This window comes from Pseudomonas sp. FP2338, from assembly GCF_030687515.1.
GTDB classification, from domain to species: Bacteria; Pseudomonadota; Gammaproteobacteria; order Pseudomonadales; family Pseudomonadaceae; genus Aquipseudomonas; species Aquipseudomonas salomonii.
In genome coordinates, this window is sequence record NZ_CP117436.1 from 3,225,561 (window position 1) to 3,250,431 (window position 24,871).

Annotated in this window: 23 protein-coding genes and 1 pseudogene; 10 read left to right on the forward strand and 14 right to left on the reverse strand. The window is 60.7% G+C overall.

Annotated features, from left to right (window positions below):
- The first annotated feature begins 68 nt into the window (after positions 1–68).
- On the forward strand, positions 69–1,469 hold the full coding sequence (locus PSH96_RS14495) for a DUF1254 domain-containing protein (protein WP_305459940.1): 1,401 nt from the start codon (positions 69–71) through the stop codon (positions 1,467–1,469).
- A gap of 101 nt (positions 1,470–1,570) precedes the next feature.
- Here the strand turns inward: PSH96_RS14495 and PSH96_RS14500 are convergent, their stop codons facing one another.
- Positions 1,571–2,239, reverse strand: a complete 669-nt coding sequence (locus PSH96_RS14500; RefSeq protein ID WP_305459942.1) for a DUF3313 domain-containing protein — start codon at positions 2,237–2,239, stop codon at positions 1,571–1,573.
- A 154-nt stretch (positions 2,240–2,393) separates the two neighbouring features.
- On the reverse strand, positions 2,394–2,888 hold the full coding sequence (locus tag PSH96_RS14505; protein ID WP_305459944.1) for a hypothetical protein: 495 nt from the start codon (positions 2,886–2,888) through the stop codon (positions 2,394–2,396).
- Positions 2,889–3,059: 171 nt separating this feature from the next.
- Here PSH96_RS14505 and PSH96_RS14510 point away from each other — a divergent pair, with 171 nt between their 5' ends.
- Positions 3,060–3,752: an aspartate/glutamate racemase family protein gene (locus tag PSH96_RS14510; RefSeq protein ID WP_305459946.1), complete on the forward strand. Its 693-nt coding sequence runs from the start codon at positions 3,060–3,062 to the stop codon at positions 3,750–3,752.
- Here the strand turns inward: PSH96_RS14510 and PSH96_RS14515 are convergent.
- The 3 genes from PSH96_RS14515 to PSH96_RS14525 form a co-directional block, all read right to left on the reverse strand.
- A complete protein-coding gene (locus PSH96_RS14515) occupies positions 3,749–4,261 on the reverse strand; it encodes a GNAT family N-acetyltransferase (RefSeq protein ID WP_305459947.1) in 513 nt (170 codons plus the stop codon). The genes PSH96_RS14510 and PSH96_RS14515 overlap by 4 nt on opposite strands.
- A gap of 600 nt (positions 4,262–4,861) precedes the next feature.
- On the reverse strand, positions 4,862–6,007 hold the full coding sequence (locus tag PSH96_RS14520) for a glycerate kinase (RefSeq protein ID WP_305459949.1): 1,146 nt from the start codon (positions 6,005–6,007) through the stop codon (positions 4,862–4,864).
- Between the two features lie 91 nt (positions 6,008–6,098).
- The gene (locus PSH96_RS14525; RefSeq protein WP_305459951.1) at positions 6,099–7,205 is read right to left on the reverse strand and encodes a sugar diacid recognition domain-containing protein; all 1,107 of its coding nucleotides are present in this window, start codon (positions 7,203–7,205) and stop codon (positions 6,099–6,101) included.
- Positions 7,206–7,414: 209 nt separating this feature from the next.
- Between PSH96_RS14525 and PSH96_RS14530 the strand changes: the two genes are divergently transcribed.
- Positions 7,415–8,725 (forward strand): MFS transporter, encoded by a 1,311-nt coding sequence (locus PSH96_RS14530; RefSeq protein WP_305459953.1) that lies wholly within the window; start codon positions 7,415–7,417, stop codon positions 8,723–8,725.
- Positions 8,726–8,863: 138 nt separating this feature from the next.
- Here the strand turns inward: PSH96_RS14530 and PSH96_RS14535 are convergent, their stop codons facing one another.
- On the reverse strand, positions 8,864–9,568 hold the full coding sequence (locus tag PSH96_RS14535; RefSeq protein ID WP_305459955.1) for an SDR family oxidoreductase: 705 nt from the start codon (positions 9,566–9,568) through the stop codon (positions 8,864–8,866).
- Between the two features lie 101 nt (positions 9,569–9,669).
- Between PSH96_RS14535 and PSH96_RS14540 the strand changes: the two genes are divergently transcribed.
- From PSH96_RS14540 to rarD, 3 genes are all read left to right on the forward strand, one after another.
- The gene (locus PSH96_RS14540; protein WP_305453548.1) at positions 9,670–10,572 is read left to right on the forward strand and encodes a LysR family transcriptional regulator; all 903 of its coding nucleotides are present in this window, start codon (positions 9,670–9,672) and stop codon (positions 10,570–10,572) included.
- A gap of 81 nt (positions 10,573–10,653) precedes the next feature.
- Positions 10,654–11,664 (forward strand): aldo/keto reductase, encoded by a 1,011-nt coding sequence (locus PSH96_RS14545; protein WP_305453550.1) that lies wholly within the window; start codon positions 10,654–10,656, stop codon positions 11,662–11,664.
- 193 nt (positions 11,665–11,857) lie between these two features.
- Positions 11,858–12,739 carry an EamA family transporter RarD gene (rarD, locus tag PSH96_RS14550; protein WP_305453551.1) on the forward strand — a complete coding sequence of 294 codons (882 nt, stop codon included), beginning with the start codon at positions 11,858–11,860 and terminating at the stop codon, positions 12,737–12,739.
- Positions 12,740–12,804: 65 nt separating this feature from the next.
- On the opposite strand, the gene hppD is transcribed toward rarD, so the two are convergent.
- The gene (gene hppD / locus PSH96_RS14555) at positions 12,805–13,881 is read right to left on the reverse strand and encodes a 4-hydroxyphenylpyruvate dioxygenase (protein WP_099489136.1); all 1,077 of its coding nucleotides are present in this window, start codon (positions 13,879–13,881) and stop codon (positions 12,805–12,807) included.
- Positions 13,882–14,126: 245 nt separating this feature from the next.
- A complete protein-coding gene (locus PSH96_RS14560; RefSeq protein WP_305460070.1) occupies positions 14,127–15,050 on the reverse strand; it encodes a DMT family transporter in 924 nt (307 codons plus the stop codon).
- A 77-nt stretch (positions 15,051–15,127) separates the two neighbouring features.
- Between PSH96_RS14560 and PSH96_RS14565 the strand changes: the two genes are divergently transcribed.
- Positions 15,128–16,024, forward strand: coding sequence for a LysR family transcriptional regulator (locus tag PSH96_RS14565; protein ID WP_305453552.1), 897 nt, complete (start codon positions 15,128–15,130; stop codon positions 16,022–16,024).
- On the opposite strand, the gene PSH96_RS14570 is transcribed toward PSH96_RS14565, so the two are convergent.
- The 5 genes and pseudogenes from PSH96_RS14570 to PSH96_RS14590 form a co-directional block, all read right to left on the reverse strand.
- Positions 16,005–17,039 (reverse strand): fimbrial protein, encoded by a 1,035-nt coding sequence (locus tag PSH96_RS14570; RefSeq protein WP_305453553.1) that lies wholly within the window; start codon positions 17,037–17,039, stop codon positions 16,005–16,007. The two genes, PSH96_RS14565 and PSH96_RS14570, sit on opposite strands and share 20 nt — an antisense overlap.
- Positions 17,039–17,425 carry a FimD/PapC C-terminal domain-containing protein gene (locus tag PSH96_RS29585; protein WP_370694364.1) on the reverse strand — a complete coding sequence of 129 codons (387 nt, stop codon included), beginning with the start codon at positions 17,423–17,425 and terminating at the stop codon, positions 17,039–17,041. Before PSH96_RS29585 ends, PSH96_RS14570 begins: the two co-directional genes overlap by 1 nt.
- A pseudogene (locus PSH96_RS14575) lies at positions 17,408–19,662 on the reverse strand (fimbria/pilus outer membrane usher protein); the annotation flags it as partial. The gene PSH96_RS29585 and the pseudogene PSH96_RS14575, both read right to left, overlap by 18 nt.
- Positions 19,663–19,664: 2 nt before the next feature.
- A complete protein-coding gene (locus tag PSH96_RS14585; RefSeq protein WP_305453556.1) occupies positions 19,665–20,450 on the reverse strand; it encodes a molecular chaperone in 786 nt (261 codons plus the stop codon).
- A gap of 59 nt (positions 20,451–20,509) precedes the next feature.
- Positions 20,510–21,070 (reverse strand): fimbrial protein, encoded by a 561-nt coding sequence (locus PSH96_RS14590; RefSeq protein ID WP_305453558.1) that lies wholly within the window; start codon positions 21,068–21,070, stop codon positions 20,510–20,512.
- Between the two features lie 297 nt (positions 21,071–21,367).
- Between PSH96_RS14590 and PSH96_RS14595 the strand changes: the two genes are divergently transcribed.
- The gene (locus PSH96_RS14595) at positions 21,368–22,909 is read left to right on the forward strand and encodes an EAL domain-containing protein (protein ID WP_305453559.1); all 1,542 of its coding nucleotides are present in this window, start codon (positions 21,368–21,370) and stop codon (positions 22,907–22,909) included.
- A gap of 199 nt (positions 22,910–23,108) precedes the next feature.
- Complete coding sequence (locus PSH96_RS14600; RefSeq protein WP_065929983.1) at positions 23,109–23,471, forward strand: histone-like nucleoid-structuring protein, MvaT/MvaU family; 363 nt, start codon at positions 23,109–23,111, stop codon at positions 23,469–23,471.
- A gap of 105 nt (positions 23,472–23,576) precedes the next feature.
- On the opposite strand, the gene PSH96_RS14605 is transcribed toward PSH96_RS14600, so the two are convergent.
- The gene (locus PSH96_RS14605; RefSeq protein WP_305453562.1) at positions 23,577–24,110 is read right to left on the reverse strand and encodes a DUF4946 domain-containing protein; all 534 of its coding nucleotides are present in this window, start codon (positions 24,108–24,110) and stop codon (positions 23,577–23,579) included.
- Between the two features lie 194 nt (positions 24,111–24,304).
- On the opposite strand from PSH96_RS14605, the gene gloA reads away from it, so the two are divergent.
- Positions 24,305–24,826 carry a lactoylglutathione lyase gene (gloA, locus tag PSH96_RS14610; RefSeq protein ID WP_078742582.1) on the forward strand — a complete coding sequence of 174 codons (522 nt, stop codon included), beginning with the start codon at positions 24,305–24,307 and terminating at the stop codon, positions 24,824–24,826.
- Positions 24,827–24,871: the final 45 nt, after the last annotated feature.

Below are 24,871 nucleotides of genomic sequence, written 5' to 3' on the forward strand. Positions count from 1 at the left end.
AATAAAACAGGAAACTCGGCGCTTTGATCCCACGCCCTCTATAAAGCACTCAGGAAGGACGCAACAACATGATTGGAAAACCGACGCGCCTGCTGTTGGCGAGCCTCTCGATACTCATGAGCACCGGCGCCTGGGCCGACTTTACGGCGACCCCGACTGAAGCCCGGGCCATTGCCAAGGAAGCCTACCTGTATGGCTACCCGGTAGTAGAGATGTACAAGACGCTCTACACCCAGGCCGTCGACAAGGGCGGTGCCAACTACAAGGCGCCGTTCAACCATATCGGCAATACCGCCCAGGTGTTCACGCCCAGGGACACCGCCTTCGTCACCCCGAACGCGGACACGCCCTACTCCTTCGTATGGATGGACCTGCGCAAAGAGCCGCTGGTACTGACCCTGCCCAAAATCGACGACAACCGTTACTACTCGGTGCAGTTGATCGACCTCTACACCCAGAACATCGCCTACCTGGGCACCCGCAGCACCGGCAACAATGGTGGCCACTACATGATCGCCGGGCCCGACTGGAAAGGTCAGCAGCCTGTCGACGTCGACCGCGTGATCTACAGCGAAAGCAATATCGCCTATGCGCTGTACCGCACGCAGCTGTTTGATGAAAAGGACCTGAACAAGGTCAAGCAGATCCAGAATGGCTACAAAGTGCAGCCGCTGAGTGCCTACGTGAAGCAGCCTGCGCCGGCCAAAGTGGCGAAGATCGAATGGCCCAAACCCATGGCAACCATGACCGAAGGCCCGCAGCTGTTTCGCTACCTGAACTTCATGCTGGCCTTTGCCGCGCCCCAGGACAGCGAAAAAGACCTGATGGCGCGCTTTGCCAAGATTGGTATCGCCCCCGGTGCGCCCTTCAAGGTCAAGGACCTGACCGCTGAACAGCGCAAAGCCCTGGAAGAAGGGATCGCCGACGGCCGCGCCGAGTTTGCCGCGTTCAAGAAAGACAAAGTCGATACCCACCAAGTCACCAGCAGCGACCTGTTCGGCAGCCGTGACCGCCTGAAAAACAACTACCTGTACCGCTACGCCGGCGCCAACCTGGGTATTTTCGGCAACTCCACCGACGAAGCCATCTACATGACCTACTTCGTCGACAGCGAAGGTAAACCGGCCAACGGCGCACGTCACAGCTACACCGTACATTTTGCCAAGGACCAACTGCCACCGGCCGAAGCGTTCTGGTCGCTGACCATGTACGACGCCAAGACCAAACTGTTGGCGCCCAACCTCAAAAAGCGCTACCTGATCAACTCAGCGATGCTGCCCAACCTCAAGCGGGACGCCGACGGCGGCCTGACCCTGGCCTTGCAGCACCACGAGCCGCCAAAAGCCGAACAGAGCAACTGGTTGCCGGCCCCACCCGGTCCGTTTTACGCCGTGCTGCGGATTTACCTGCCCAAGCCCGAGGTGGGCAATGGTCAATGTAAGCTGCCGCCACTGACACCGCTTAAGTGATGCTCCGGTACGCGCCTCAAGACATCAGGCCGACATGGGAGCATCACGTGCACGACTGAAACCAGTGGCGAGGGAGCTTGCGCCCTTGCCACAGTCAGTTCTCAGGGCTTTTTGAGCTTCACAAAGGACTGATGCAAGTCCGACGCCCAGCCGTCTATCACGCTTTTCACGTCATCGGCCTTCATCACCTGCGAGTCGTTGGACAACGGCTTGCCGGTGCCTTTGCGCACCACCTGGGCAATCACTTTTGCGCTGCCACCGTCGAGGAACTGCGCCTCGGTGCCCAGGGTGGTTTCCTGGTCACGAATGCCGGTGCCGGTGCTCACTGCAGCTGCCAGCAGTGCCACAGGCACGTACTCGTAGGGCTTGAGGCTTTCCGTCTTGCTGCTGACGGCGGTAATGGCCGCGCGCACCACGATCACACCTGGGCCCGGCGCGTTGGCCAGCGGCAGCGACTTGGCCAGCTCACGCTTGAGCGCCTGGTTGTAATAGGTGTTGATGCCGTTGAGGGTGCTGTCGGGAATTTTCGCGGTGGCTTGGGGTTTGGGGTAGAACTGCGTCGGTTCAATGAACACTGCCGTGTAGTTATTCAGGTTCAGGTCGGGGTCAACCCAGCGCATCACCTCGGTCCCTGAAGGCGACTTCGCCTCTCTGAGTTGGCTGTAGTCCGAGAGAAAGCCTGAATACTCGTCCGGTTGCGTTACCTTGCTGGCACAGCCGACCATTGCGATTGCAACGCACAGCGTGCTGGTTATTAGCCTTGATTTCATCATTGAGCTCCCTGGCAGTCATCGTCGAGACACTGAACTGTAGGTATAGCCAATCCTGGAAAAAACGCGCTGAAGCCAATCTCAACCTGGCAATGCTCTGCCAGCCCAGCGGGCGCGGCTGGCTCCGGCCAGCGCGCAGGTCGACCTTATGCGATCAGCCCCGGTCACGTGGAATCAGGCTCTGCAGCTGCGCGGCCAGGAAGTTGGCATCGAAGGCAAAGGTGTCCGGGTCTTTCAAACCGTTGGTTTTCTTCCACAGCCAATCGTTTTTGTCCGCCGGCAGCACCAGTGACACACTGCCGTGTCGCGCGGCGGTCAAGCCCATTACCGACACGGCTATCGAGCCGCCTGCCCCCATCACTTCCGGCACAAATTCCACGGCCTTGCCAGTGATATGCACGGTGAGCTTCTCGGTCTTGAAGGTCGAACTCTCGGCCGGCAGGCCAGGGCCGCTGGCGACATAAGCTTCACGTTGGACTTCAAGCAAACCGACGCGCTTGACCGGCTCCAGCCACTGCTCAATGTGCCCGAACAGCTCACCCAGCTTGTGTGCCCAGCGCGCCGACTGCAGATCAAATTGCTGTTTTTTATGCGCTTCGCTGTCGGCGTAATGACGAAGCATCTCGCCCAGTTGTTGTATATCGTCCATTGCCAGTTTCCTTGGGTGAGCCAGGTTGCGAGGCATGATCATGGCAGATGCGGCGGCCGGCCGTATGATTAACGCCCGCGAAACTGCACCGGTGATTTCGCCGGCAACTGCATATGACTAATGCGTGGCCGATGGGTAAGGTGAAGCAACCTTCCTTGTCCGGAGTATCGCATGCGCACCATCGGCCTTATCGGCGGCATGAGCTGGGAGTCCAGCGCCGAGTATTACCGCATCATCAACCAGCGCGTGCGTGACCAACTCGGGCCGCTGCGCTCGGCGCAACTGTTGATGTACAGCGTGGACTTCGGCCCGGTGGAGCAGGCTCAGCATGCCGGGCGTTGGGACGACACCGCGCTGATCCTTGAAGACGCCGCGCGCCGCCTGCAGGCTGGCGGCGCGGACTGTGTGGTGCTGTGTACCAACACCATGCATTTGGTGGCGCCGCGTATCGAAGCGGCGGTGTCGATTCCATTCCTGCATATTGCCGACGCCGCGGGTGCGGCGGCGGTCGACGCCGGTACGTTGACCGTGGGTTTGCTCGGCACTGCATTCACCATGGAACAGGACTTTCTCAAATCCCGCCTGGCCGCGCAGGGCTTGACCGTGCTGGTGCCAGAAACACACGAGCGCCAGGCCGTACACCGCATCATCTATGAGCAATTATGTGTCGGGGTGATCAGCGAGGCTTCACGCCAGGTCTACCAACGTGTGATCGAATCACTGGCGGCGCGAGGTGCCCAGGCGATCATCCTGGGCTGTACGGAAATCGGCCTGCTGATCAAGCCGCAGCACAGCCACCTGCCGCTGCTGGACACCACCGAGCTGCATGCGCAGGCTGCGGTGGCGTTTGCACTGCAGGATTAAGCCGACTGGCGCAGGCGCGCCATGCTCAAGGTATCGACAAACTGGCCGTCACGCAGGGCGTAATCGCGCAGCAGGCCTTCAACCTCGAAGCCAAACTTTTTGTACAGGCCTTGCGCGGCTTGATTGTCGGCATACACCGTGAGTTCCACGCGGTGCAGGTTCATCCAGTTGTCGGCCACCTCCAACGCGGCGGTCAAAAGCCGCGACCCCACGCCTTTGCCCTGCCAGGCCGTGGCCACGCCCATACCGAATGAGCCGACATGGCTGCGCCGCACGCGCAGGGTCTGTTCAAGGCCAAGCTGGCCAATCACTTCGCCACCATGCACCGCCACCAGCTGTAGCCGCCGCTCATTATCGAGTGCCAGCTTGTTGCGCCACGCCTCCACCGACTGATAAGGCATTTGCAGCACCTGACGGCACACGGCCGGGTCGTTATAGAGCGCAGCGACGCCTTCAAGGTGGGCTTCGGTAAAGCGCTGGATCACGATATGGGGTTCAGGTGCGTGCATTGTGCTTCATCCTTTGAAAGACAAGTGGCCGGCCAGTGTAGGGGCCGAGGCTGCATGCTGGCTAGGGGCTGACGGTTGTGGCGGTTTGTCGGTGTACATATCCATTTCTGCGGTCACGGCCGCTTATGGTTCCGCCCTTACGGCGGGTCACTTTTGGCAAACGCCCCAAAAGTAACCAAAAGGTCTGTGCCCCACCACTCGGCACCTCGCTCTGGCTCGGTGTGCCCTCACTCCGGCTTGAATCCGTGGGCCGCCGCGATGGGCCATCCTTGGCCCAGCGCGGCTAACCCGGCGTCCTGCCGGGTTACCCACGGATTCAAGCCTGCGTTCGGCCATCGTGGTTAACGGGGCGCCTCAGATCAAAAGCAGATCAAGATCAAAATCTACAGCACGGCGGCCTGAAAGCCGACCTGAGTGGTTGAATCAAAAGCCAGATCAAGTGCAAAGCAAAAGCCTATCTGAATACACTGAAGAGCTGCTTTTCTGTGGGAGCTGGCTTGCCTGCGATGCAGACACCTCGGTACATCAGGTACACCGAGTTGATGCCATCGCAGGCAAGCCAGCTCCCACACAAGAACAACCAGCTACATGAGGCGCCTGTCAGCCACGCTGGCCGAGCGCTGTGCGCCATACCCGCGCAATGTCCACCGCGCGCTCACGCAGCAAACGCGGTGCCTCGCTGCACGCCTGCTCCAGGCTCATGGGGCCGCAAGGCAAGGCGAACGCGGCGTCCACACCATGGGCGTACATGTGCTCATAGCCTTCGCCCAAGGTGCCGGCGATCACGATGACCGGCACGCCATGACGCTGAGCAATCCGTGCCACACCAAAAGGTGTTTTGCCACGCAAGGTCTGGGCATCGAAGCGGCCTTCACCGGTGATCACCAGGTCCGCTCCACGCACGGCCGCGTCCAGGCCCACCAACTCGGCGACCACCTCTACGCCTGCACGGAACTGCGCCCCGAGAAAGGCCTTGGCGGCAAAACCCAGACCGCCAGCCGCGCCGCTGCCCGGCTCATCGCGTACGTCTTTGGGCAGAACCTGGGCACAGTGATCGGCAAAGTGCCCGAGCGCCGCGTCAAGTTGTTCGACTTGCTGTGGGTCAGCGCCTTTTTGCGGGCCAAAAATGGCGGACGCGCCGTGCGGCCCGCACAGCGGGTTATTCACGTCGGCCGCAATTTCAAAACGCACCTGGGCCAAGCGCGGGTCCAAGTGCTCCAGGCTAATGCGCGTCAGCTCTGCCAAGGCCAGGCCGCCCGGTGCAAGGGCCTGTTCCTGGGCGTTGAACAACTGCACGCCGAGCGCCTGCATCGCGCCTGCCCCACCGTCGTTGGTGGCGCTGCCGCCGATCGCCAGAATGATGCGCTGCGCACCGGCATCCAGGGCTGCGCGGATCAGCTCGCCAGTGCCGAATGTGCTGCTGATGCACGCATCACGCTGGCCAGTCGGTACGCGTTGCAAGCCGCTGGCTTCGGCCATTTCGATCATTGCGGTGTGACTGTCTGCAAGCCAACCCCAGCGTGCTTCGACTGCCTCACCCAAGGGCCCGCGCACCGTTTCGCGACGCAGTTCGCCGTTGCAGGCGGCGAGTACCGCATCTACCGTGCCCTCACCGCCGTCGGCCATTGGGCACTGGATTAACTGCGCATCCGGCCATACCTGAACGAGCCCGTCGGCAATCGCCTGGGCAACGCCTTCGGCACTCAGGCTGTCCTTGAATGAGTCGGGGGCGATGATGATTTTCATGGGCTTTCTCCGGTTTTTATAACGCCCATGCTGCCAGTTGCCATCGGCAATGACGCCGGTCCGATGCACAAGTGCCGGTGAGGTTTGTTGTTCATTCCGACAAAGCCTGGGGCAATAGCTGTACGCCGAGGTACAGCGCGAGCATGCCGTCGAGTTTCAGCGGGTCGACACCACTGAGTTCGGCAATGCGCTCCATGCGGTAACGCAGGCTGTTGCGATGAATGCCCAGGGCATCGGCACAAGCCTGGCTTTGGCCGTCGTGTTCACACCAACTGCGCAAAGTAGCCAATAACTGGCCATTGGCGTCCTTGGCCAGGACTTTGCGCAAGGGGTTGAGCAATTCGTCCAAGGCGTCGTTGTTGCGGTGGCGCCAGAGCATCACCGGCAGGCGATAGCGATTGAGGGTCAACAGCTGCGATTGCGGCAGGATATCGCGACCATAGGCCAGCAAGTCTGTGACACGGCGGTAACAACGGCGCAACCCGGCCAGGCCATCGGCCTGCCCGCCCACCGCCACGCGCAAGACCTTCCAGCCCAGGCCCTGAAGCTTTTCCAGCAGCTTTGGGTTATCCACTTGGGCCGCCGCAGGCCTGCACCACAGTAAGGAAAACTGTGCAGAACTGACGCACCAGCTGTCCGGGAATCGGCTGCTCAGCCAGTTACCCAAGGCCTCCGCTGATTGGCCTGCACCCAGTTCGAACAGGTACGGTGTGCGGGCCAGCTGGGGTTTGAGCCCCAACTGCCGGGCTTCATCGACCAGGCGCGGTGAGTCACCGCTGTCGGCCAGCAGCAAGGCCAGCAGGTCATCACAGCGTTGGCGCCGCCACTGTTGCTCGGCTTGTTGATGCCGATGGCTGACCAGCATTTCGGCCGTCATGCGCACCAGTTGCGCGTAGGTGCGCAACAACTCAGGCTCGCCGGTGATGCCCAGCACGCCGATCAGGCGCTGGTCGTGCATCAACGGCAAATTGATGCCGGGCTGCACGCCTTTCAGGTGTTTGGCGGTCTGGCCATCGATTTCCACCACCCTGCCGTTGGCCAACACCAACTGCGCGCCTTCATGCCGGGTGTTGATTCGTTCCGGTTCGCCACTGCCGAGAATCAGGCCCTGACTGTCCATGACATTGACGTTATAGGGCAGGATCGCCATGGTGCGATTGACGATATCCTGCGCCAGGTCATGATCCAGCTCGAACATGGGGCTGAGTTCCTTTAAAGGCGTGGTTGTTCATGGTGTTGTTCATGTTGTTGTTCATGCTCTTGTTCATGCCGTTGTTCAGAGGCACAGCGCAAAGCCCGCTTGACAGTGCACAGGCACAAAGACAGCACCCAACAAGGTGGCCGAGACTCTTTGGGCGATCAACGTTACCCTCGCATCGCGAAAAATCATAATAAAGAGAGACTGCCATGTCACAGAGCGCCGCTGCCACACTGGCCACCGATGACGATAAAAACGCCATCTACAAGCGCATTACCCTGCGCCTGATCCCCTTCATTTTTATCTGCTACTTGTTCAACTACCTTGACCGGGTGAACGTTGGCTTTGCCAAGTTGCAGATGCTCGATGCGTTGAAATTCAGCGAGACGGTGTACGGCCTCGGTGCCGGGATCTTCTTTATCGGCTACGTGCTGTGCGGCGTGCCGAGCAATCTGGCGCTGACCAAATTCGGCCCACGGCGCTGGATTGCGCTGATGATGATTGTCTGGGGCACGCTTTCCACGTGCCTGCTGTTCGTCACCACCCCCAGCCACTTCTACGGCTTGCGCCTGCTGACCGGCGCCGCAGAAGCCGGGTTCTTCCCCGGCGTGGTGCTGTACCTCTCGCAGTGGTTCCCGACCTTTCGCCGTGGGCGGATCATGGCGTTGTTCATGTCGGCCATTCCAGTGTCCGGCCTGCTGGGCAGCCCGTTTTCCGGCTGGATCCTCAACCACTTCGCCGCAGGCCAGGGCGGCCTGGCGGGCTGGCAGTGGATGTTCCTGCTGCAAGGTATCCCCACCGTGATACTCGGCGCCCTCGCCTACTTCCTGCTCAGCGACAGCTTTGCCAACGCCAAGTGGCTCACGCCCCGTGAGCGTGCGGTGCTGGAAGCCGATCAGGCGACGGATTTGGCCAACAAGCCGAAAACCACCACCGATTCGCTCGGCGAGGTGTTCAAGAACCCGGCGATCTGGGCGTTCGGGCTGATCTACTTCTGCATCCAGAGCGGCGTGTACGCCATCAACTTCTGGCTGCCATCGATCATCAAGAACCTGGGCTTCAGCGATAACCTGGTGATTGGCTGGCTGAGTGCGATCCCTTACCTGCTGGCCGCCGTGTTCATGCTGCTGGTGGGCCGCTCCGCCGATTTGCGCAAGGAACGTCGCTGGCACCTGGTGGTACCGATGTTGATGGGCGCGATTGGCCTGGTGATTGCGGTGAACTTCGCCACCACCCCTGCCCTTGCCATTCTCGGCCTGACCATCGCCACCATGGGCGCGCTTACCGGCCTGCCGATGTTCTGGCCGGTGCCCACCGCCCTGCTCAGTGCGGGTGCGGCGGCTGGCGGCTTGGCGCTGATCAACTCCATGGGCCAGATGGCCGGGTTCCTGAGCCCGTATATCGTCGGCTTTGTGAAGGATGCCACCGGGTCCACAGACATGGCGTTGTACCTGCTGGCGGCGGTAATTGTGGCCGGCAGTGTGTTGGCGTTGCGCATGACGCGTACCTTGAAGGTATAGCGCACACTGTGGGGCTGGCTTGTGTGGGAGCTGGCTTGCCTGCGATGCAGACACCTCGGTGTGTCAGGTGCACCGAGTTGATGCCATCGCAGGCAAGCCAGCTCCCACACAAGCAGCTCCCACATTTCTATCCAGTGTTTACAACAGGCCGCCGCCGTCGATATCGATGACCGCGCCCGTTACAAAACCATTTTCCATCGCCAGCACATACCCCGCCGCCACCTCCTCTGCCTGCCCGACTCGGCCCACCGGTAATGCCATACCGGCCTTGGCGAACATCGCCAGGCGTTGTTCTTCTGCCAACCCTGCATAAGCCGGTGTATCAATCACGCCCGGGCTGATCACATTGACCCGACGTGGCGCCAACTCTTTGGCAAGCTGCTTGCCCAACGCTTCAGTTGCAGCATTGATACCCGTCTTGATGAACTGACCCGCCATCAACTTACGACCCAGTTGGCCCGAGGTCAGGCTGATACTGCCATGCTCTGCCAAAAACGGCAGCGCTTGCTGAATCGCGCGCAATGCGCCCCAGAGTTTCACGTTGAAATTGTCCTGGGCCTCGTCCAGGTCCGTCTCGATCAGCGGTTTGGCCCGCACCGACGGGCCAGAGGTGTACACCAAATGGTCAAAGCGCCCGACCGTTTCGAACAACCGTCGCAACGAAGCGCTGTCTGTTACGTCGACGGGTTCGCTGCGTACGCCATTGTCCGCCCCGGAGGTCAAACGGCGCCCGGCCAGCACCACGTGTGCGCCACGGGCGGTGGCGGCCTTGGCCACGGCGGCACCGATGCCGCTGCTGCCGCCGATCACGATGACGGTTTTACCGCTGAGGGAAGATGTCATGGGGTTGCTACCTGGCTAAGAAAGTGAGCGTTGATCTTCTCAGCTTGGCAATCGGCGAAAAATCCCGGTAAAACGACAAGATCTTTAAAGGATTTTTACAAATGAGCTCGACCCTGGACCTTGAAGTGTTCGTGCGTACCGCCGACACCGGCAGCCTGTCGGCGGCGGCGCGCAGCCTCAACCTCACCCCGGCGGCGGCAAGTATTGCGCTCAAGCGCCTGGAAACCCGGTTGGGCATCCGCTTGCTCGCCCGCTCGACGCGCAGCATGCGTCTGACCGAAGAAGGCCGACGCTACCTGGACAGCGTGAGGGTGGCCCTCGAAGCGCTGGCCGAAGGTGAACAGGCGATCAAGCAACAAGGCCAGAGCTTGAGTGGGTTATTGCAACTGGCGGCACCTTCGGACTTTGGCCGTAACGTACTGCTGGGCTGGCTGGATGAGTTCAAGCTCGAACACCCGGCTATCCGCCTGCAGTTGCTGCTCAACGACAGCAACGCGGATTTGTTTCGTGACACCGTCGACATCGCCCTGCGCTTTGGTGTGCCAAGGGATTCCAGCCTGGTGGCGTTGCCTGTGGTGCCTGGCCACCGTCGCATCCCCTGCGCCAGCCCCGACTACCTGGCGCGCCATGGCACACCGCGCACGCCGGCTGACCTGGCGCAGCACAGTACGCTGCGCTACATGCGCCGTGGGCAGGCGAATAGCACCTGGTACTTTCGCCAAGGCGCCTTGCTGCAGGAGGTCGAGGTGTCGGGCGACTACCTGAGCGATGACGGTGAAATCGTGCGGCGCTGGGCGCTGGCAGGCCACGGCATCGCGTATAAGGCCAACCTCGATATTGCCGGCGATATCAAGGCCGGGCGGCTGGTGCCGTTGCTGCCCGACTGGCAAGGCGAGCCCACGCCGTTCAACCTGATGTGCCCACACCGCCTGCAAGTGTCGGAACGGGTGAAAGTGCTGCATGGCTTTTTACAGCAGCGTTGCCAGGCCTTGCTGAATCCATGAAGAAACACGCGCAGGGCTTGTTCCAGAGCTGCCGAGTCTGGTATTGCATGGGTAACGTTTCCCTGCCACGAGGAGCTTTGCATGATTTACCGCACATTGGGCCAGTCCGGGTTGAAGGTCAGCGCACTGACCCTGGGCACCATGATGTTTGGCGAGCAGACCAACACGGAAGACTCGCTGCGCATCATCGACAAGGCCTGGGACCAGGGCATCAATTTTATCGACACGGCCGACGTCTACACCGGCGGGCGCTCCGAGGAAATCGTCGGCGAAGCGATCACCCGCCATCGGGCGGACTGGGTGGTGGCGTCCAAAGTCGGTTTCGGCCCGGCAGACGGTTTGCCCAACCGCAGTGGCTTGAGCCGCAAGCGCATGTTCAATGCGTTGGAAGCCAGCCTGACACGCCTGGATACCGATTACCTGGACATCTATTACCTGCACCGTGAGGACCACGACACGCCGCTGGAGGTCACCGTGTCAGCGATTGGCGACCTGATCCGCCAAGGCAAGATCCGCTACTGGGGCCTGTCCAACTACCGGGGCTGGCGTATCGCCGAAGTGATGCGCGTGGCCGAGCGTTTGGGTGTGGATCAACCCATCATCAGCCAGCCGCTGTACAACATCGTCAACCGTCAGGCTGAGGTCGAGCAGATCACCGCAGCCGCCGCCTATGGCTTGGGCGTGGTGCCTTACAGCCCATTGGCGCGTGGGGTACTCAGCGGCAAGTACGCGCCCGACGTGACACCCGAAGCCGGCAGCCGTGCGGCGCGCCAGGACAAACGCATCCTGGAAACCGAATGGCGGGTGGAGTCGCTGCGCATCGCCCAGCAGATTCAGCAGTACACCCAAGGGCGTGGCGTGGGGATTGTCGAGTTTGCGATTGCCTGGGTGCTGAACAACTCGGCGGTGAGTTCGGCGATTGTCGGGCCGCGTACCGAGGCGCAGTGGGATGCATACACCGGGGCGCTGGACGTGAACATCACGGCAGAAGATGAGGCGTTTATTGACTCGCTGGTGACGCCGGGGCATTCGTCTACGCCGGGGTTTAATGATGTGAGCCATTTTGTCTCGGGGCGCGTTGCGCGCTCGTAGCAGATAAAAACCGCTCACCCTGCCCTTGTGGCGAGCAGGTAAACCTGCTCGCCACCGTTTCAAGCGAAGCCCTGCTCGTGAGTAAATTTCTGCAAAACGCCCCTAAACAGCGCAACCGCCTCTCGCTAAAAGCACCATAATCACCTTCTGAAATTCCCCTTCTTTTTGTATCAGACAGTTTCGCGAGGACAGTGTGTCTAAAGGTGTTGTTTTATCGGTCTTGGCCTCGGTGTTGTTTGCCGTGATGTATTACTTCACCTCGCTGCTAACGCCCTTGAGCGGCCTGGAGATTTTTGGTTGGCGCATGCTGCTGACCGTGCCGTGTATGACTGTGTTCATGATTGTCAGCGGTGAATGGCGACGCGTGTGGGAGTTGCTGCGAATGCTTGCGGCCAAACCGCGATTGATCGGCGGCGTGTTGCTGTCGTCGGCCCTGCTGGGCGTGCAATTGTGGTTGTTTATGTGGGCGCCTCTGAATGGGCGCAGCCTGGATGTGTCGGTGGGCTATTTCCTGTTGCCGCTGACCATGGTGCTGACCGGGCGCCTGGTGTACGGCGAACGCTTGTCGCGTTTGCAGCAAATTGCGGTATTTTTTGCCGCGCTTGGGGTGCTCAATGAGCTGTACCAGGCCGGTGGTTTTTCCTGGGCGACCCTGGTGGTGATCATCGGTTACCCGGTGTACTTCGTGGTGCGTAAATACCTGCACACTGATCACCTGGGTGGCTTGTGGCTGGACATGGCGCTGATGTTGCCGGTGGCCTGGTGGTTTGTGCAGCACGGCGAACAAGGTTTTGCCGTGCTCGATGTGTACCCCAAGCTGTATGCGTTGATTCCGATGCTGGGTTTGATCAGTGCTTCGGCGCTGGTGAGCTACATCATCGCCAGCCGTTTATTGGCCTTTAGCCTGTTCGGGTTGCTCAGCTATGTGGAGCCAGTGTTACTGCTCTTTGTCGCCTTGTTGTTGGGCGAAGGCATCAAGGGCGGGCAGTGGCTGACGTATATCCCGATCTGGCTGGCCGTGATGGTGCTGGTGTATGAAGGCTTCAAACATTTGGTGCGTCAGCGTAAAGCTTAAAATGTGCAGGCACTAAAAAGCCCGGCTGAGAACCTTCTCGGCCGGGCTTTTTTGTTGCTTGACGCTTAGTCGGTGGTCAGTACACCGCGACGTACCTGGTCACGCTCGATCGACTCGAACAGTGCCTTGAAGTTGCCCTCGCCAAACCCATCGTCGCCTTTGCGCTGGATGAATTCGAAGAACACCGGCCCCATCAGGGTTTCCGAGAAGATCTGCAGCAGCAGACGCTTGTCGCCCTCGATCGAGGAGCCGTCCAGCAAAATACCGCGCGCCTGCAGTTGGTCCACCGGTTCGCCGTGGTTGGGCAGGCGGCCTTCGAGCATTTCGTAATAGGTGTCGGGCGGCGCGGTCATGAAGCGCATGCCGATCTTCTTCAGCGCATCCCAGGTCTTGACCAGGTCTTCGGTGAGGAACGCCACGTGCTGGATGCCTTCGCCGTTGAACTGCATCAGGAACTCTTCGATCTGGCCGGCGCCTTTGGACGATTCCTCGTTCAGCGGGATGCGGATCATGCCGTCCGGGGCACTCATGGCCTTGGACGTAAGGCCGGTGTATTCGCCCTTGATATCGAAGTAGCGTGCTTCACGGAAGTTGAACAGCTTCTCGTAGAAGTTGGCCCAGTAGGCCATGCGGCCGCGGTACACGTTGTGGGTCAAGTGGTCGATGACCTTGAGGCCCGCGCCTACCGGGTTGCGGTCAACGCCTTCGAGGTACACGAAGTCGATGTCATAGATCGAGCTGCCTTCGCCAAAACGGTCGATCAGGTACAGCGGCGCACCGCCGATGCCCTTGATGGCCGGCAGGTTGAGTTCCATCGGGCCGGTTTCGATATGGATCGGCTGGGCGCCCAGTTCCAACGCGCGGTTGTAGGCTTGCTGCGAGTCTTTGACGCGGAACGCCATGCCGCACACCGAGGGGCCGTGTTCGGCGGCAAAGTACGACGCCAGGCTGTCGGGCTGGTTGTTAAGGATCAGGTTGATCTCGCCCTGGCGATACAGGTGCACGTTCTTGGAGCGGTGGGTCGCCACTTTGGTGAAACCCATGATCTCGAAGATCGGCTCCAGGGTGCCCGGAGTCGGCGATGCGAATTCAATAAATTCAAAGCCCATCAGGCCCATTGGGTTTTCGTATTGGTCGGCCATTTCGGCACCTCATCATTCTTGTAAGTAGCAAGCAGTCAATTACAGGCAAGGATGAGGTTGCAGGGTGGCGCGCACGACAGACCCCGCACGCTGCGGGCGAGGAAGTCACCAAAGATCAGGGGGGAGCCGAGTAGCTTCATGATTACATCAGTCTCTGACGGCCGAGGCTTGCGTGAGCGCAAGTCCATATTCTTGTATGCGTAAATCGATTCTACACAGCGTAACAGTATTTGTCCGCACTCTCATCAAATCCCTATTGCGCTGGGCGGCGCAAGGGGTTTGTTGCACAAATAGATGCCCAACAGGATCACCGCGCCGCCGAGCGCCATGGGTAACGTTAGTTGTTCGCCGAGCAGCAGCGCGCCGCAGATCACCGCCGTCAGCGGGTTCAGCGCGATGAACACGCCTGCGCGGGTCGCGCCGATACGCCGGATGCTATCGTAATAGCCGATGTACGCCAGCGCGGAGCCGAGCACGCCCAAATACAACAGGCTCACAACCTGCGGCAGGTGCAGGCTGCCAAGCCCGGCAAGCGTGAAGCGCCCGGCGAGCGCGGTGACAACCGTCAGCATCAGGGTGCCCAGCAGCACTGACCAGGTGACGGTTTGCAACGGCCCCAGGCTTTGATTCAACGCGCGGGAAAACAACGAGTAAATCCCCCACCCCAGCACACAGCCAAACACCAGCACGTCGCCCTGCCAGGTACTCGATGCACCTTGCAGCAACTGCGGGTTGCGACTGACGATCACCACCGCAGCGCCGGCCAGGCACAACGCGATACCCAGCACCTTGGCAGCGCCGAGGCGCTCTTTGAACAACCACCAGGAAGCCAGGCCGATCACCGCCGGATTCAACGCCACGATCAACGAAGCGCGCGAGGCGTTGATGTAATGCAGGCCGTAGAAAAAACACAGGTTGTAAAAAAAGATCCCGAAAAACCCCAGCACCGCCAGACGCAGCAGTTGCCGGGGACGTGGCCGCGCCAGCGGGATGCGTGCACACAGCATAAACAGCAGCAGCGCCAGGCTGGCCAGGATAAACCGCAGGCTGGCGGCCAGCAGCGGGTCAACTTGATTGGCCAGGTAGCGCCCGGCGACAAAAGTGCCGCCCCAGATCATGGTCACAGCGGCGAGCTTCAGGTAGGTGAGGCGATCAGACGGAGGTTGCATCAGCAGTTGCTCGACAGGCGACAGGATGGGCATATTCTTCGACTAATGATCAGTAATCGTAAAATGAGCCTTTACTCATGACCTTGACCCAACTGGAAATTTTTTCTCTGGTGGCTGAGCTGCAAGGCTTCACCAGTGCGGCGCACCGCCTGGGCATCAGCCAGTCGGCGGTGTCCCATGCCGTCAAGGCTTTGGAACAGGAGCTGGGCGTGGAATTGTTTCGGCGCCACCAGACGTTGGTGGAGCTGAGCGACATCGGCGCGCAATTACTCGGCCGCGCCCGTGCCATGCTCGGCCTGGCCGCGACCTTACAGCAGGAAGCCGCCGACGCCCGCGGCATGAAGCGTGGCACCTTGCGCATCGGCTCCTTCGGCCCCACTGCGTCGGTGCGCTTGCTGCCGACAATCCTCAGCCACTTCCGGCTGGCCTACCCCGGCATTGAAGTGCATGTGGACGAGGGGCCAGATCGGCAAGTCATCCAGTGGCTGGACGAGCGGCGCGTCGACGTGGGTTTTGTGGTGCTTGCCGACACGCCAACAGACAGTGAACGTTTCGACACCGTGGCGTTGTTCGAGGATCAGCTGGTCGCGTTGTTGCCGGCCACCCATGCGCTGGTTGCCAGCGCGTCGGTGCCGTTACAGGCACTCTGCGAGGACCCGTTCATCCTCACCGAAGCCGGCTCTTCGGAACTGGTGATGCGCTTGTTCAGCGTCGCCGGTTTGCGGCCCAACGTGCGTTTTCGTTGCGCGCAATTGCTCAGCACGCTGGCGGCCGTCAGCCGTGGCGACGGCGTGAGCATCGTGGCGCAGGCATCGCTGCCCGAACACGCCGACGGCCGTTATGTCGAGCGGCCGTTATCGCCGCCCGTGCCGCGCCGCATCGGCCTGGCGGTGCTGGATCGCCGCCAGGCCTCGCCTGCCACACTGGCTTTTCTCGCGCTTGCGCAGAAGTGGGTCACCGATAGACCAGGGTAAATGTCGCCAGGCCATTGGCCGTGCCGGGTTCAATCGTCGCGGCCGTCTGGATGTAGTGAGCCGTCAACGGCACTTGGTAAGTGCCATTGGCGCGAGCGCGGCCCAGGGGTTGATCGGCAGTACGAGCGCCCGTCACAGGGCCATAAGTGATCACGCGACCACCAAACACTACCTGCAAGGCCACGCCCTTGGCGGTGGAGCTGGCGGTCAGCGACAGCCGGTCACTGCGGTTGGCCGGCTGCGTCTGGTCGACCAATGTCACCCGCACATACTGCTCCGGGCTGCCGACGGGGCATTGCAAAGTGATCGTCCCGCTGCCATTGCCGGCGACGCTGTTGATGCCCTTGAAGGCTCGGCTTTCGACGGCCCCCAAGGCAATCGCCACGGTGGAGGTCGACACACTGCAGGTGGGCCGACTGGGTTCGCCGATTTCGATGCTGCCAAAGTTAAAGGCGTGGTACGTAGGGTTGGTGTACAGGTTAAGGCCCGAGAAGGTTCGCGGCGTGACAAAGCCGCCCTGGATCGCGCCGGTCACCACAAAAAACAAGCGCCCGCGCATGCCCCAGGTGGAAAGGCCGGGATGCAGGGGGCCACGCAGTACGGTGACACCCGTCGACACAATTTTCATCGGGCCGCCGTCACGGTCCTGGGCCATAAATGCAAAGCCGACCCCCGGCACGCCGGTTTCATACACCGGCATGGCCAGCGATGAATGCCCGAAATAGCGCCCGGTCCAGCGAATATCGCGGGAGATGTCGATGCTCGACCAGTATTGGATGACCAGGTTGGAATAGGTGCAGCTCAGCCCGTGCGGTGCCTCAATGGGGTAGCCGTCCGGGTTGCCCAGAACCTGGCCGACCGCCGGGTTGGCGGGCACAGTGATACGCGGCAGCGAAAACACCGTGGGCGCGCCGGGCTCGCAGCGGGCATTGGCCTGGGTGTTTGCCGTGACCAATAGTGCAAGGCAGGCCAGTGCAACAAGCAGGGCCGGCCGTTGGCAGCGCGTGCGGTTCATCAGCTGTTTTCCTCGTGTGCAAGGGTGTCGGGCGAGCACTGGCTGGCCAGTTGGTCGGCGTTTTGCTGACGCTCGTCGGGTGCCCGGGGCGGCAAACGGTAATGGATAAAACACCGCTCACCCGCCGCTTCAGCCCACTGCACGGTCAGCCTGCCGTGGTCGGCAACTCCGCGTACAAAGGCCTTGCCCGCCTGGCCGACCACCCCGACTTCATGACCTTGTGCGTCAAATACCTGGGCTGCGAACGGCAGGGGCTTGCCGTTCGGGTGGGTGGCCTTGATCACCACCGCCCGGCCACTGACGGTCTCGAACTTGACCAGCGATATTGCGCCCAGGGTCGGCACCACGGAACGGTTCGACTCCTTTAAATCCACGTCCATGGGCATGCCTTGCGGGTCGATGTCCACGGCGTTGGGCTGGTACGCCCGCAAAGAAGACATGACCCCGTAACCCTGCTTGTTGATACGCACCCCGGAACCGCCGAGCTGCGCGCCCTGGGCGCCCGGCGCATGCACCAGCGCCGACGCTTCACCGAGGTTTTGCGCCAGGGTGATGCCACCGCTGTGGGCGATCAGGCCGCCGTCGGCGCTCATGGACACTTGTGCATTGCGCTGGCTCTGACCATAGCCGCCGCGCAGGTTGGCGGCGTGACTGCGATAGCCTGCGTAAGCGTTGAAACTTGAACCGCCGTGATCGCCGCTGCCACGACTGCCGACCAAACCGTAATGGGTGTGCGCCTTCTCCCCCAGCAAGCCATTGATGCCGAGTTGTTGCTGACTGCCGCGCGAATCACCCGCATCCCGCGACAGTGAACTGCTCAGGGTCGGTGCGCGCGTGCCCTCGCCCAATGGCATGGAGAGGCTCAGTACCCAGTGATTCTCCACGCGCTCGGTGCGCGCCGAGCGGCCGAAGAAAACATCCTCGGCGCGCTCACGGTCGCTCGCCCGATACAGCTCGCTGATCCTCGAACGCTGCGCCGAAAGGTTCCAGCTCAGTGACTTCCAGTTGGCCCCATAACTGGCGGTGAACGAGGTCTGGCGCCCTTGCTGCCCGGCCCAGTAGTCAGTAGAGCTGCCATACACACTCAGGGTGCCCTCCCCCAACTGCTGGCTGATCGTCAGGTCCAGGCGGCTTTTTTGCCGGGCATAGCTGTCCAGGTTCCCGCCGTGACGGCCCAGTTCGCGCACATTCAAGGCGTCCGGCAGGTTCAGGTAGCCAGCGGTCGAGAAGCGATAGGCGCCGAGCGCAAAATGCGTTCCCGACAACGGCAGGTTCTTGTTATAGGCCAGGCCAAGGCTTTGTCCGCGCGCTATCGCCTGCCCCTGCACCTGTGTGCGCGAGTAGGTGGTGTCCAGGGCGAATGCGCCAACGGCTGTACTGATCGCCAGGCCCGCCTTGCCTTGGCTATAACCCTGGGAAAGGGTGGCGCCCCCGTAAACGGTGAGGCTATCGATCAGCCCATGTTGCAGCGTGCCTTGAAACACCGAGGCGTTGGCATCGCTGACGCCATGCTGCTGCACCTGCCCCACCGTTGCGCTGTAGTGCGTGGCGCCGTAACGCAAGAGCTGCGGGGCCACCGAATAAGGCACGACAAAGGTGCTGCGCCGCCCGTCTACCTCGGTGACACTGACGTCGAGGTCGCCACCGTAGCCCGTGGGGTAGAGATCATCGATCACAAAAGGCCCGGGCGCCACCGTGGTTTCGTAAAGGGTGTAGCCGTTCTGGCGCACCGTCACCGTGGCATTGCTGTCGGCAACGCCGCGCACCTGGGGCGCATAGCCTTGTTGCGACGGCGCCAGCATCCGGTTATCAGTGGCCAGGGTAATGCCGCGCACGCGCACGCCGTCGAGGATCTGGCCGCTGCTGAAACTGTCGCCCACGGTCAGTTGCGACTGCCAGGCGGCAACGGCGCGTTGCAGGTAGGTGGCCGTGGCTTGATAAGGCAAATGACCGCTTCGCGAAGCCCAGGCTTGCCCGCCCTGGTGGCGCAGCCGCCAGTCACCCAGGTTGACCCCGCCGTCCAGGCCCAGGTAACCACGATCTTCACCCGCACCCGAGGTCACCGCCGCGGCGCTGAAGATGTAATTGAGCAGCGCGGCATCAATGCCTGGGTCCCATTGGGCGGGGTCAACGTAGTCGCGAGCAGAGCGACTGATGTAGACCTGCGGGATACTCACGTCCAGGGTCAGGGACTCGACATCGACATGGCTGCTGGCCATGGGAATCCATGCGGCGAAATCGCGACAATCCTCCTCGGCGGCTGCCTCGGCGCGTTGCGCAGTACCACCCCGAGTTCGGCCAATTGTTGCGCGCTCACACAGGGTTGCGCAGCGTTCTGTTTGTCCACGTTTACGAAGGTGATCGGGCGACGGCCCAGTGATTGCCCATTGAGTATCACGTCAACGCGATAAACCCCAGGCGTCAACACGCTGCCGGTATTGAAGCGCGAGAGATCCGCCGCGCTGGACATGCCGCTGGTAAAGGCCTCCAGATCAAACAACAACGGGGCCGCCTCGGCCGATAACACAAGCGTGCTCAGCAAGCCAAACAGCAACAGCAGTCGAGGGTGGGACAGCAGCCAGGCAGCGCCTTGGCAGAATGTGAATGGCAACAAGGCAGGCATAGTCAGAACTTCAGAGGAGCACGCTGCGGCGCGGAAAACGTGCCGTAGTCATTGATGAATTTGAAATGCACTTGCGCATCGGCGGGGATGGCCTGTACGGCCTCGCGCACCGTCAGGGTCAGGTTGCCGCCAGGCGGCACCATGCCCTCTTGCGCCTGCAGCAGCGGCGCGTCTTTTTGCGGGCCCATGGCCAACGCCACCTCGTTGAATGTCACGTGATAGGCCGATGGGTTGTGTACCTCCAGCAGCGCCCCCTGGGCACTGCGGCGCAAGGTCCAGCGTAATTGCGTGGGCGCTTCGTTCGGGCTGCCGGGCAGATCGGTGGGGCGAAAAAACACTTTGGTACGGATACGAAAGGCGAACTGCAGGTGGTTGGCCGGGGCATCATCGGCATCGGCATCGGCCTCGGTGTTGACCTTGGGCGGGATCTCCAGCGCATTCAGCCAAAACAACGATTCCCGATCCGCCGGCAGTGGCTCTTGGGTGTAGACCAGGCGCACGGCCTGGCTTTTCTGTGGGTTCAGGCGAAATACCGGCGGCGAAAGGCTGAAAGGCACCTCGCTGTTAGAGGGGTCTGACGCTGGGTCGCCCTGGTCCAGCCACACCTGAACCAGGCGCGGAGCGCGTTCGTCGTCGTTGGTCAGGCGCAAGGTGATTTCGCGACGCTGTTGCGGGTAAATGTGCCGCGTACCGTCGATCACTACGCCGGCATGGGCAATGGATGGCCATCCGCTGCACACCGAAATGGCGAACAGCAAGGCAATTGCGAACAGGAGTCGGGAAAACATGGGGCGGTCCTCCAAGGCGCTGTCCAGTGCCTGGCGAACCGCCAGGCTCCGGGCCCTGATCAGGGGAACGTGACGGAGTACAGCACCTGCGTGCTTACCGGGCCTGGGGTTGCGGCGCCGGTGGCGAAGTACTGCGCGGCAAACGGCAGCGACACCTCACCCTTCTCGGGGACTTTTGCGCTGCTCGAATTGAGCGCCAGGCGCAGGTCCATAGGCTTTTGGGTGGTGCCGTCGACAATCTGCACCTCAACGAGGCTGGCAGGCACGGGGTTGGCCGGCGCTTGATTCTTCAAGTTGCCGGTAGCCGGGTTGATCGCCGGGCTGCCGCTCTCGAACAACACCGCCACCGTCGTATCCTTGGGGCACGCACCCACACGCACAACAAAAGGGGTGGTGCCGGCCGTCTGGCCTTTTGCCTTGAGTGTGCTGGCCTGGACCTTGTTGAGCACCACGGCGAAGTTCGGGCTGGCGCCAGGCGCCGAGCCTGCCCCGCCACTGATACTGCAGGTGGTGCCGGTGATTTCACCGGTCAGGCTGATGGTACCGTCTGCGGCAAAAGCAGGCAGCGCGGCGACGCCGGTAGCGGCCAGGAAGGCAGCGGCCAGTCGGAGGTTATTCATTGCAGGTAGTTCCTTATCAAGTCGCGTTAACGGGTTACGAAACGAATTTCAACAATTGAAAGACGAGGGTCGACCGTCCCGCCAGAAGTGGGCTGAAACGGCTGAGAGAGAGGCTGGAAGGGTCGGTACTCCGAAGTCTCTTACTTTTTGCAACGATGTTTATCTTGCCAAGCTGAGACAATCGCAACAACTGACCGAACGGCTAGGTCACGTCGCACCAAACAAGTGAGCGGCACTGCGCAATGCCAACTATCATCGGCACACACCCGTCTTTTTATTCCGATATTGGCTGCCTCTATGCCCCTCACCGCCAAAGGCCCCCGAAGCCGAACCGCACGCGCGTTCATCACCAGTGCCTGCGGCCTGATTCCCGTTTTATTGGGGGTTGTGATTCTTCATTGGCAAGCCGAGCGCACCCTTGAGCAAAGCACCGCCCAAACCGCGCAGGAGGCTGTACGCCAGTTCGATTTAATGCTCGACAACACCGCCCTCGCCGCCCAGACATTGCTGCCGCTGGCCGGCCAACCGTGCGACAACGGCGCGCAACTGGCCCTGCGCGAGCAGGTCACGCGGCGCCCTTTTGTGCGGGCAACCACCTTGTCCTGGCAAAAAAACATCTATTGCAGCTCGTTGTTCGGCGGCAGCTACCAGTCACCGGTCAACCCGGACGACTACGTAGCGGGCAGGCTGTGGTTGATGAACGGCAATCCGGTAACGCCCGATACCGCGTTGTTGGTTTACCGCCTGGTCGATGGCGATAAAGCCGCATTTGCCTCGGTTGACGGCTACCACCTGACCAACGCCTTGCGCCTGATCAGCCGCTACGCGCACCTGATCCTGAACGTGGGGCCCAACTGGCTGGACGCTGACGGCAAGGTGCACACCACTGCAATGCCGCAGTTTGCGGTGGCCCATCAGCACCTGGCCTCTGAGCGTTACCCGTACAGTGTCGATGCCGGCATGCCCGTCGGTGAAGTGTGGCGGTACATGGAGGCGCGTTACCCGGCGCTGTTCAGTCTGTTGGTGTTCTTTGGGGTGCTGGCGGGCGTGTTGGCCCACTGGCTGCAAAAGCGCTCATCCGCGCCGACCCATGAGTTGCAGCGGGCACTGGGGGCCAATGAATTCATTCCGTATTTCCAGCCAGTGGTGCGTGGCGACACCCGCGAATGGGCCGGCTGTGAAGTGCTGATGCGCTGGCGGCACCCAAAGGAAGGCCTGGTTCGCCCTGACCTGTTTATCCCGCTGGCCGAACATTCGGGCCTGATCGTGCCGATGACCCGCTCGTTGCTCCGCCAGACCGCTGCGCAACTGGCCCCGCATGCCGGACGCTTCAGCCCGGGCTTCCATATCGGCGTGAACATCACCGCCAGTCACTGCCAGGACCTGGATCTGGTGCAGGACTGTCGGGAGTTTCTCGCCGCCTTCGCCCCGGGCCAGGTGACGCTGGTACTGGAGTTGACCGAGCGTGAGCTGATTCAGCCGACCGACACCACCGCCCGCCTGTTCGAGGCCCTGCATCAACTGGGGGTGATGATCGCGATTGATGACTTCGGCACCGGCCATTCCAGCCTGGGTTACTTGCGCAACTTCAATGTCGATTACTTGAAAATCGATCAAAGCTTTGTCGCCATGATCGGCGCCGACGCACTCTCACGGCATATTCTGGACAGCATCATAGAACTCAGCGGCAAGCTGGACCTGGGTATTGTGGCCGAGGGCGTGGAAACAGCAGAGCAATGCGAATACCTCGCGGCCCAAGGTGTGGATTTCCTGCAGGGCTACCTGTTCGGTCGGCCGTTACCCGGTGAAGAGTTCATTAAGTCGCTGGCCAGCCATTGAACAGCCATCTAGTGCGCCGGATGAAATAATCTTATTTAGGTAACGCCGTGATTTACTCGTGCGGCATTAACTACTACAATTTTTCCTGCCTGTGCTGAACTCGCAGAAAGGCCTCTTTCTTTGAGTTACCTTAAAGCTCTTGGCTTACACGCTTTATCTGCAGTTGATATCAGCCAACTACACTATTGGAGTACAGATTTTGTCCAGACTCGCCGAATTTCGCGCAGCAGAAAAAGCCCTTCAAGAGCAGCTGGCTCAGCTGGAATCCTTGAAGAACGACGCCGGCCTGAAAAAAGAAATCGAATTCGAAGAAAAGCTGCAAGGCCTGATGAAGCACTACGGCAAAGGCCTGCGCGACATCATCTCGATCCTTGATCCTAACCCTGGCAAAGCCAGCGCTGCCGCCGCCGCACCAAAACAGCGCCGCGCACGTGTGGTCAAGGTTTACCACAACCCGCACACCGGCGAACTGATCGAAACCAAAGGCGGCAATCACCGCGGCCTGAAAGCCTGGAAAGAACAGTATGGCGCTGCCACTGTAGATTCCTGGTTGCGCGGCTGATCGAAAGACGCGTACAAAAAACCCCGCGGAAGCGGGGTTTTTTTTGCTTCGAAAACGAACTTGATTAACGGCTCACGTTGTTCAAAAACCAGCGAGATAACCCGTTCAAAGTTTAAGGCTATCACGCACCGAATTGACTTCGTCCTTACTGGCTTCATAGGCTTGGGCCTGGCCGGCAAATGAAAAGACATAGGCTTTATCGGTATCAACTGCGCCAACCAATGTTTGTGACAATATGTGCCGGCCGTTCTCGGTAATCACGCAAGTAGTTTCCAGCGCGTCAAGACGGCTCAATGTGCTGGTGTGCATCTTTGTGCACACGCTTTGATAACCGCTGCCGGCAAAATCCTTCTGGATGGATTTGCGCATTTCCAGCAGTACACCTTCAAGATTAACTTTATGACCTGCCTCAATCGGTGTGCCGGTCAACTCCATGACCATCAAGGTGTTACCGTTTTCATCATTCTTGATGGCGCGCTGACGGGACACCGCCTGAGGTTTTGCCGGCGCGTCGTCGGGTACGACTTCCTCGACTTGCCAGCCACTGGGCCAATGAATTTCCGGATCGGCCGCCAACACAAAGGGGCTGCTCAGCAACATACAGACAGCGCTCAACAGCGGTTTACGAAATTCAATCATCAAGACAAACACCCAAGGTTCAAGCGTCGAAGTTTGAGCCTGGCACCCTTGACTCGCAAGGGCTGAGTGACCTTTTTCATTTGGCTCGGCCGGCCACGCTTGCGTATCATGACGGTGCGGCACGGATGCCGGCCGCAAGCCAAGGGACCACTCAAGTCACGAGTCGCGTTTGCCCCATTTTTTCTGGAGGGCCCATGAGCCTGCACGATCTGAACACTTTCCCGGGCGTCACTGCCCAACCTGACACCGCCACCGCGAACTTCGTGTTCAACCACACCATGCTGCGGGTCAAGGACATCACCAAGTCGCTGGATTTCTACACCCGCGTCCTGGGCTTTTCCCTGGTTGAAAAACGCGACTTCCCTGAAGCCGAATTCAGCCTGTATTTCCTGGCCCTGGTGGACAAGGCCCAGATCCCGGCCGACGCCGCTGCGCGCACGCAGTGGATGAAGTCGATCCCAGGCATCCTGGAACTGACCCACAACCACGGCACCGAAAACGATGCCGACTTCGCTTACCACAACGGCAATACCGACCCGCGTGGCTTTGGCCATATCTGCATTTCGGTGCCGGATATCGTCGCGGCCTGTGAGCGTTTTGAAGCGCTGGGCTGCGATTTCCAGAAGCGCCTGAGCGATGGCCGCATGAAAAGCCTGGCGTTCATCAAAGACCCGGATGCTTACTGGGTAGAGATTATTCAGCCAGCGCCGCTGTAAGCGAAAAAAACCCCATGATCACTCATGGGGTTTTTTATGTGCGGT

What these genes read in the sequence shown, in the direction of transcription:
- PSH96_RS14495 (WP_305459940.1), top strand. Translation starts at nt 69, where the DNA reads ATGATTGGAAAACCGACGCGCCTGCTGTTGGCGAGCCTCTCGATACTC.
- PSH96_RS14500 (WP_305459942.1), bottom strand. Translation starts at nt 2,239, where the DNA reads ATGAAATCAAGGCTAATAACCAGCACGCTGTGCGTTGCAATCGCAATG.
- PSH96_RS14505 (WP_305459944.1), bottom strand. Translation starts at nt 2,888, where the DNA reads ATGGACGATATACAACAACTGGGCGAGATGCTTCGTCATTACGCCGAC.
- PSH96_RS14510 (WP_305459946.1), top strand. Translation starts at nt 3,060, where the DNA reads ATGCGCACCATCGGCCTTATCGGCGGCATGAGCTGGGAGTCCAGCGCC.
- PSH96_RS14515 (WP_305459947.1), bottom strand. Translation starts at nt 4,261, where the DNA reads ATGCACGCACCTGAACCCCATATCGTGATCCAGCGCTTTACCGAAGCC.
- PSH96_RS14520 (WP_305459949.1), bottom strand. Translation starts at nt 6,007, where the DNA reads ATGAAAATCATCATCGCCCCCGACTCATTCAAGGACAGCCTGAGTGCC.
- PSH96_RS14525 (WP_305459951.1), bottom strand. Translation starts at nt 7,205, where the DNA reads ATGTTCGAGCTGGATCATGACCTGGCGCAGGATATCGTCAATCGCACC.
- PSH96_RS14530 (WP_305459953.1), top strand. Translation starts at nt 7,415, where the DNA reads ATGTCACAGAGCGCCGCTGCCACACTGGCCACCGATGACGATAAAAAC.
- PSH96_RS14535 (WP_305459955.1), bottom strand. Translation starts at nt 9,568, where the DNA reads ATGACATCTTCCCTCAGCGGTAAAACCGTCATCGTGATCGGCGGCAGC.
- PSH96_RS14540 (WP_305453548.1), top strand. Translation starts at nt 9,670, where the DNA reads ATGAGCTCGACCCTGGACCTTGAAGTGTTCGTGCGTACCGCCGACACC.
- PSH96_RS14545 (WP_305453550.1), top strand. Translation starts at nt 10,654, where the DNA reads ATGATTTACCGCACATTGGGCCAGTCCGGGTTGAAGGTCAGCGCACTG.
- hppD (WP_099489136.1), bottom strand. Translation starts at nt 13,881, where the DNA reads ATGGCCGACCAATACGAAAACCCAATGGGCCTGATGGGCTTTGAATTT.
- PSH96_RS14560 (WP_305460070.1), bottom strand. Translation starts at nt 15,050, where the DNA reads ATGCAACCTCCGTCTGATCGCCTCACCTACCTGAAGCTCGCCGCTGTG.
- PSH96_RS14565 (WP_305453552.1), top strand. Translation starts at nt 15,128, where the DNA reads ATGACCTTGACCCAACTGGAAATTTTTTCTCTGGTGGCTGAGCTGCAA.
- PSH96_RS14570 (WP_305453553.1), bottom strand. Translation starts at nt 17,039, where the DNA reads ATGAACCGCACGCGCTGCCAACGGCCGGCCCTGCTTGTTGCACTGGCC.
- PSH96_RS29585 (WP_370694364.1), bottom strand. Translation starts at nt 17,425, where the DNA reads ATGCCCATGGACGTGGATTTAAAGGAGTCGAACCGTTCCGTGGTGCCG.
- PSH96_RS14585 (WP_305453556.1), bottom strand. Translation starts at nt 20,450, where the DNA reads ATGTTTTCCCGACTCCTGTTCGCAATTGCCTTGCTGTTCGCCATTTCG.
- PSH96_RS14590 (WP_305453558.1), bottom strand. Translation starts at nt 21,070, where the DNA reads ATGAATAACCTCCGACTGGCCGCTGCCTTCCTGGCCGCTACCGGCGTC.
- PSH96_RS14595 (WP_305453559.1), top strand. Translation starts at nt 21,368, where the DNA reads ATGCCCCTCACCGCCAAAGGCCCCCGAAGCCGAACCGCACGCGCGTTC.
- PSH96_RS14605 (WP_305453562.1), bottom strand. Translation starts at nt 24,110, where the DNA reads ATGATTGAATTTCGTAAACCGCTGTTGAGCGCTGTCTGTATGTTGCTG.
- gloA (WP_078742582.1), top strand. Translation starts at nt 24,305, where the DNA reads ATGAGCCTGCACGATCTGAACACTTTCCCGGGCGTCACTGCCCAACCT.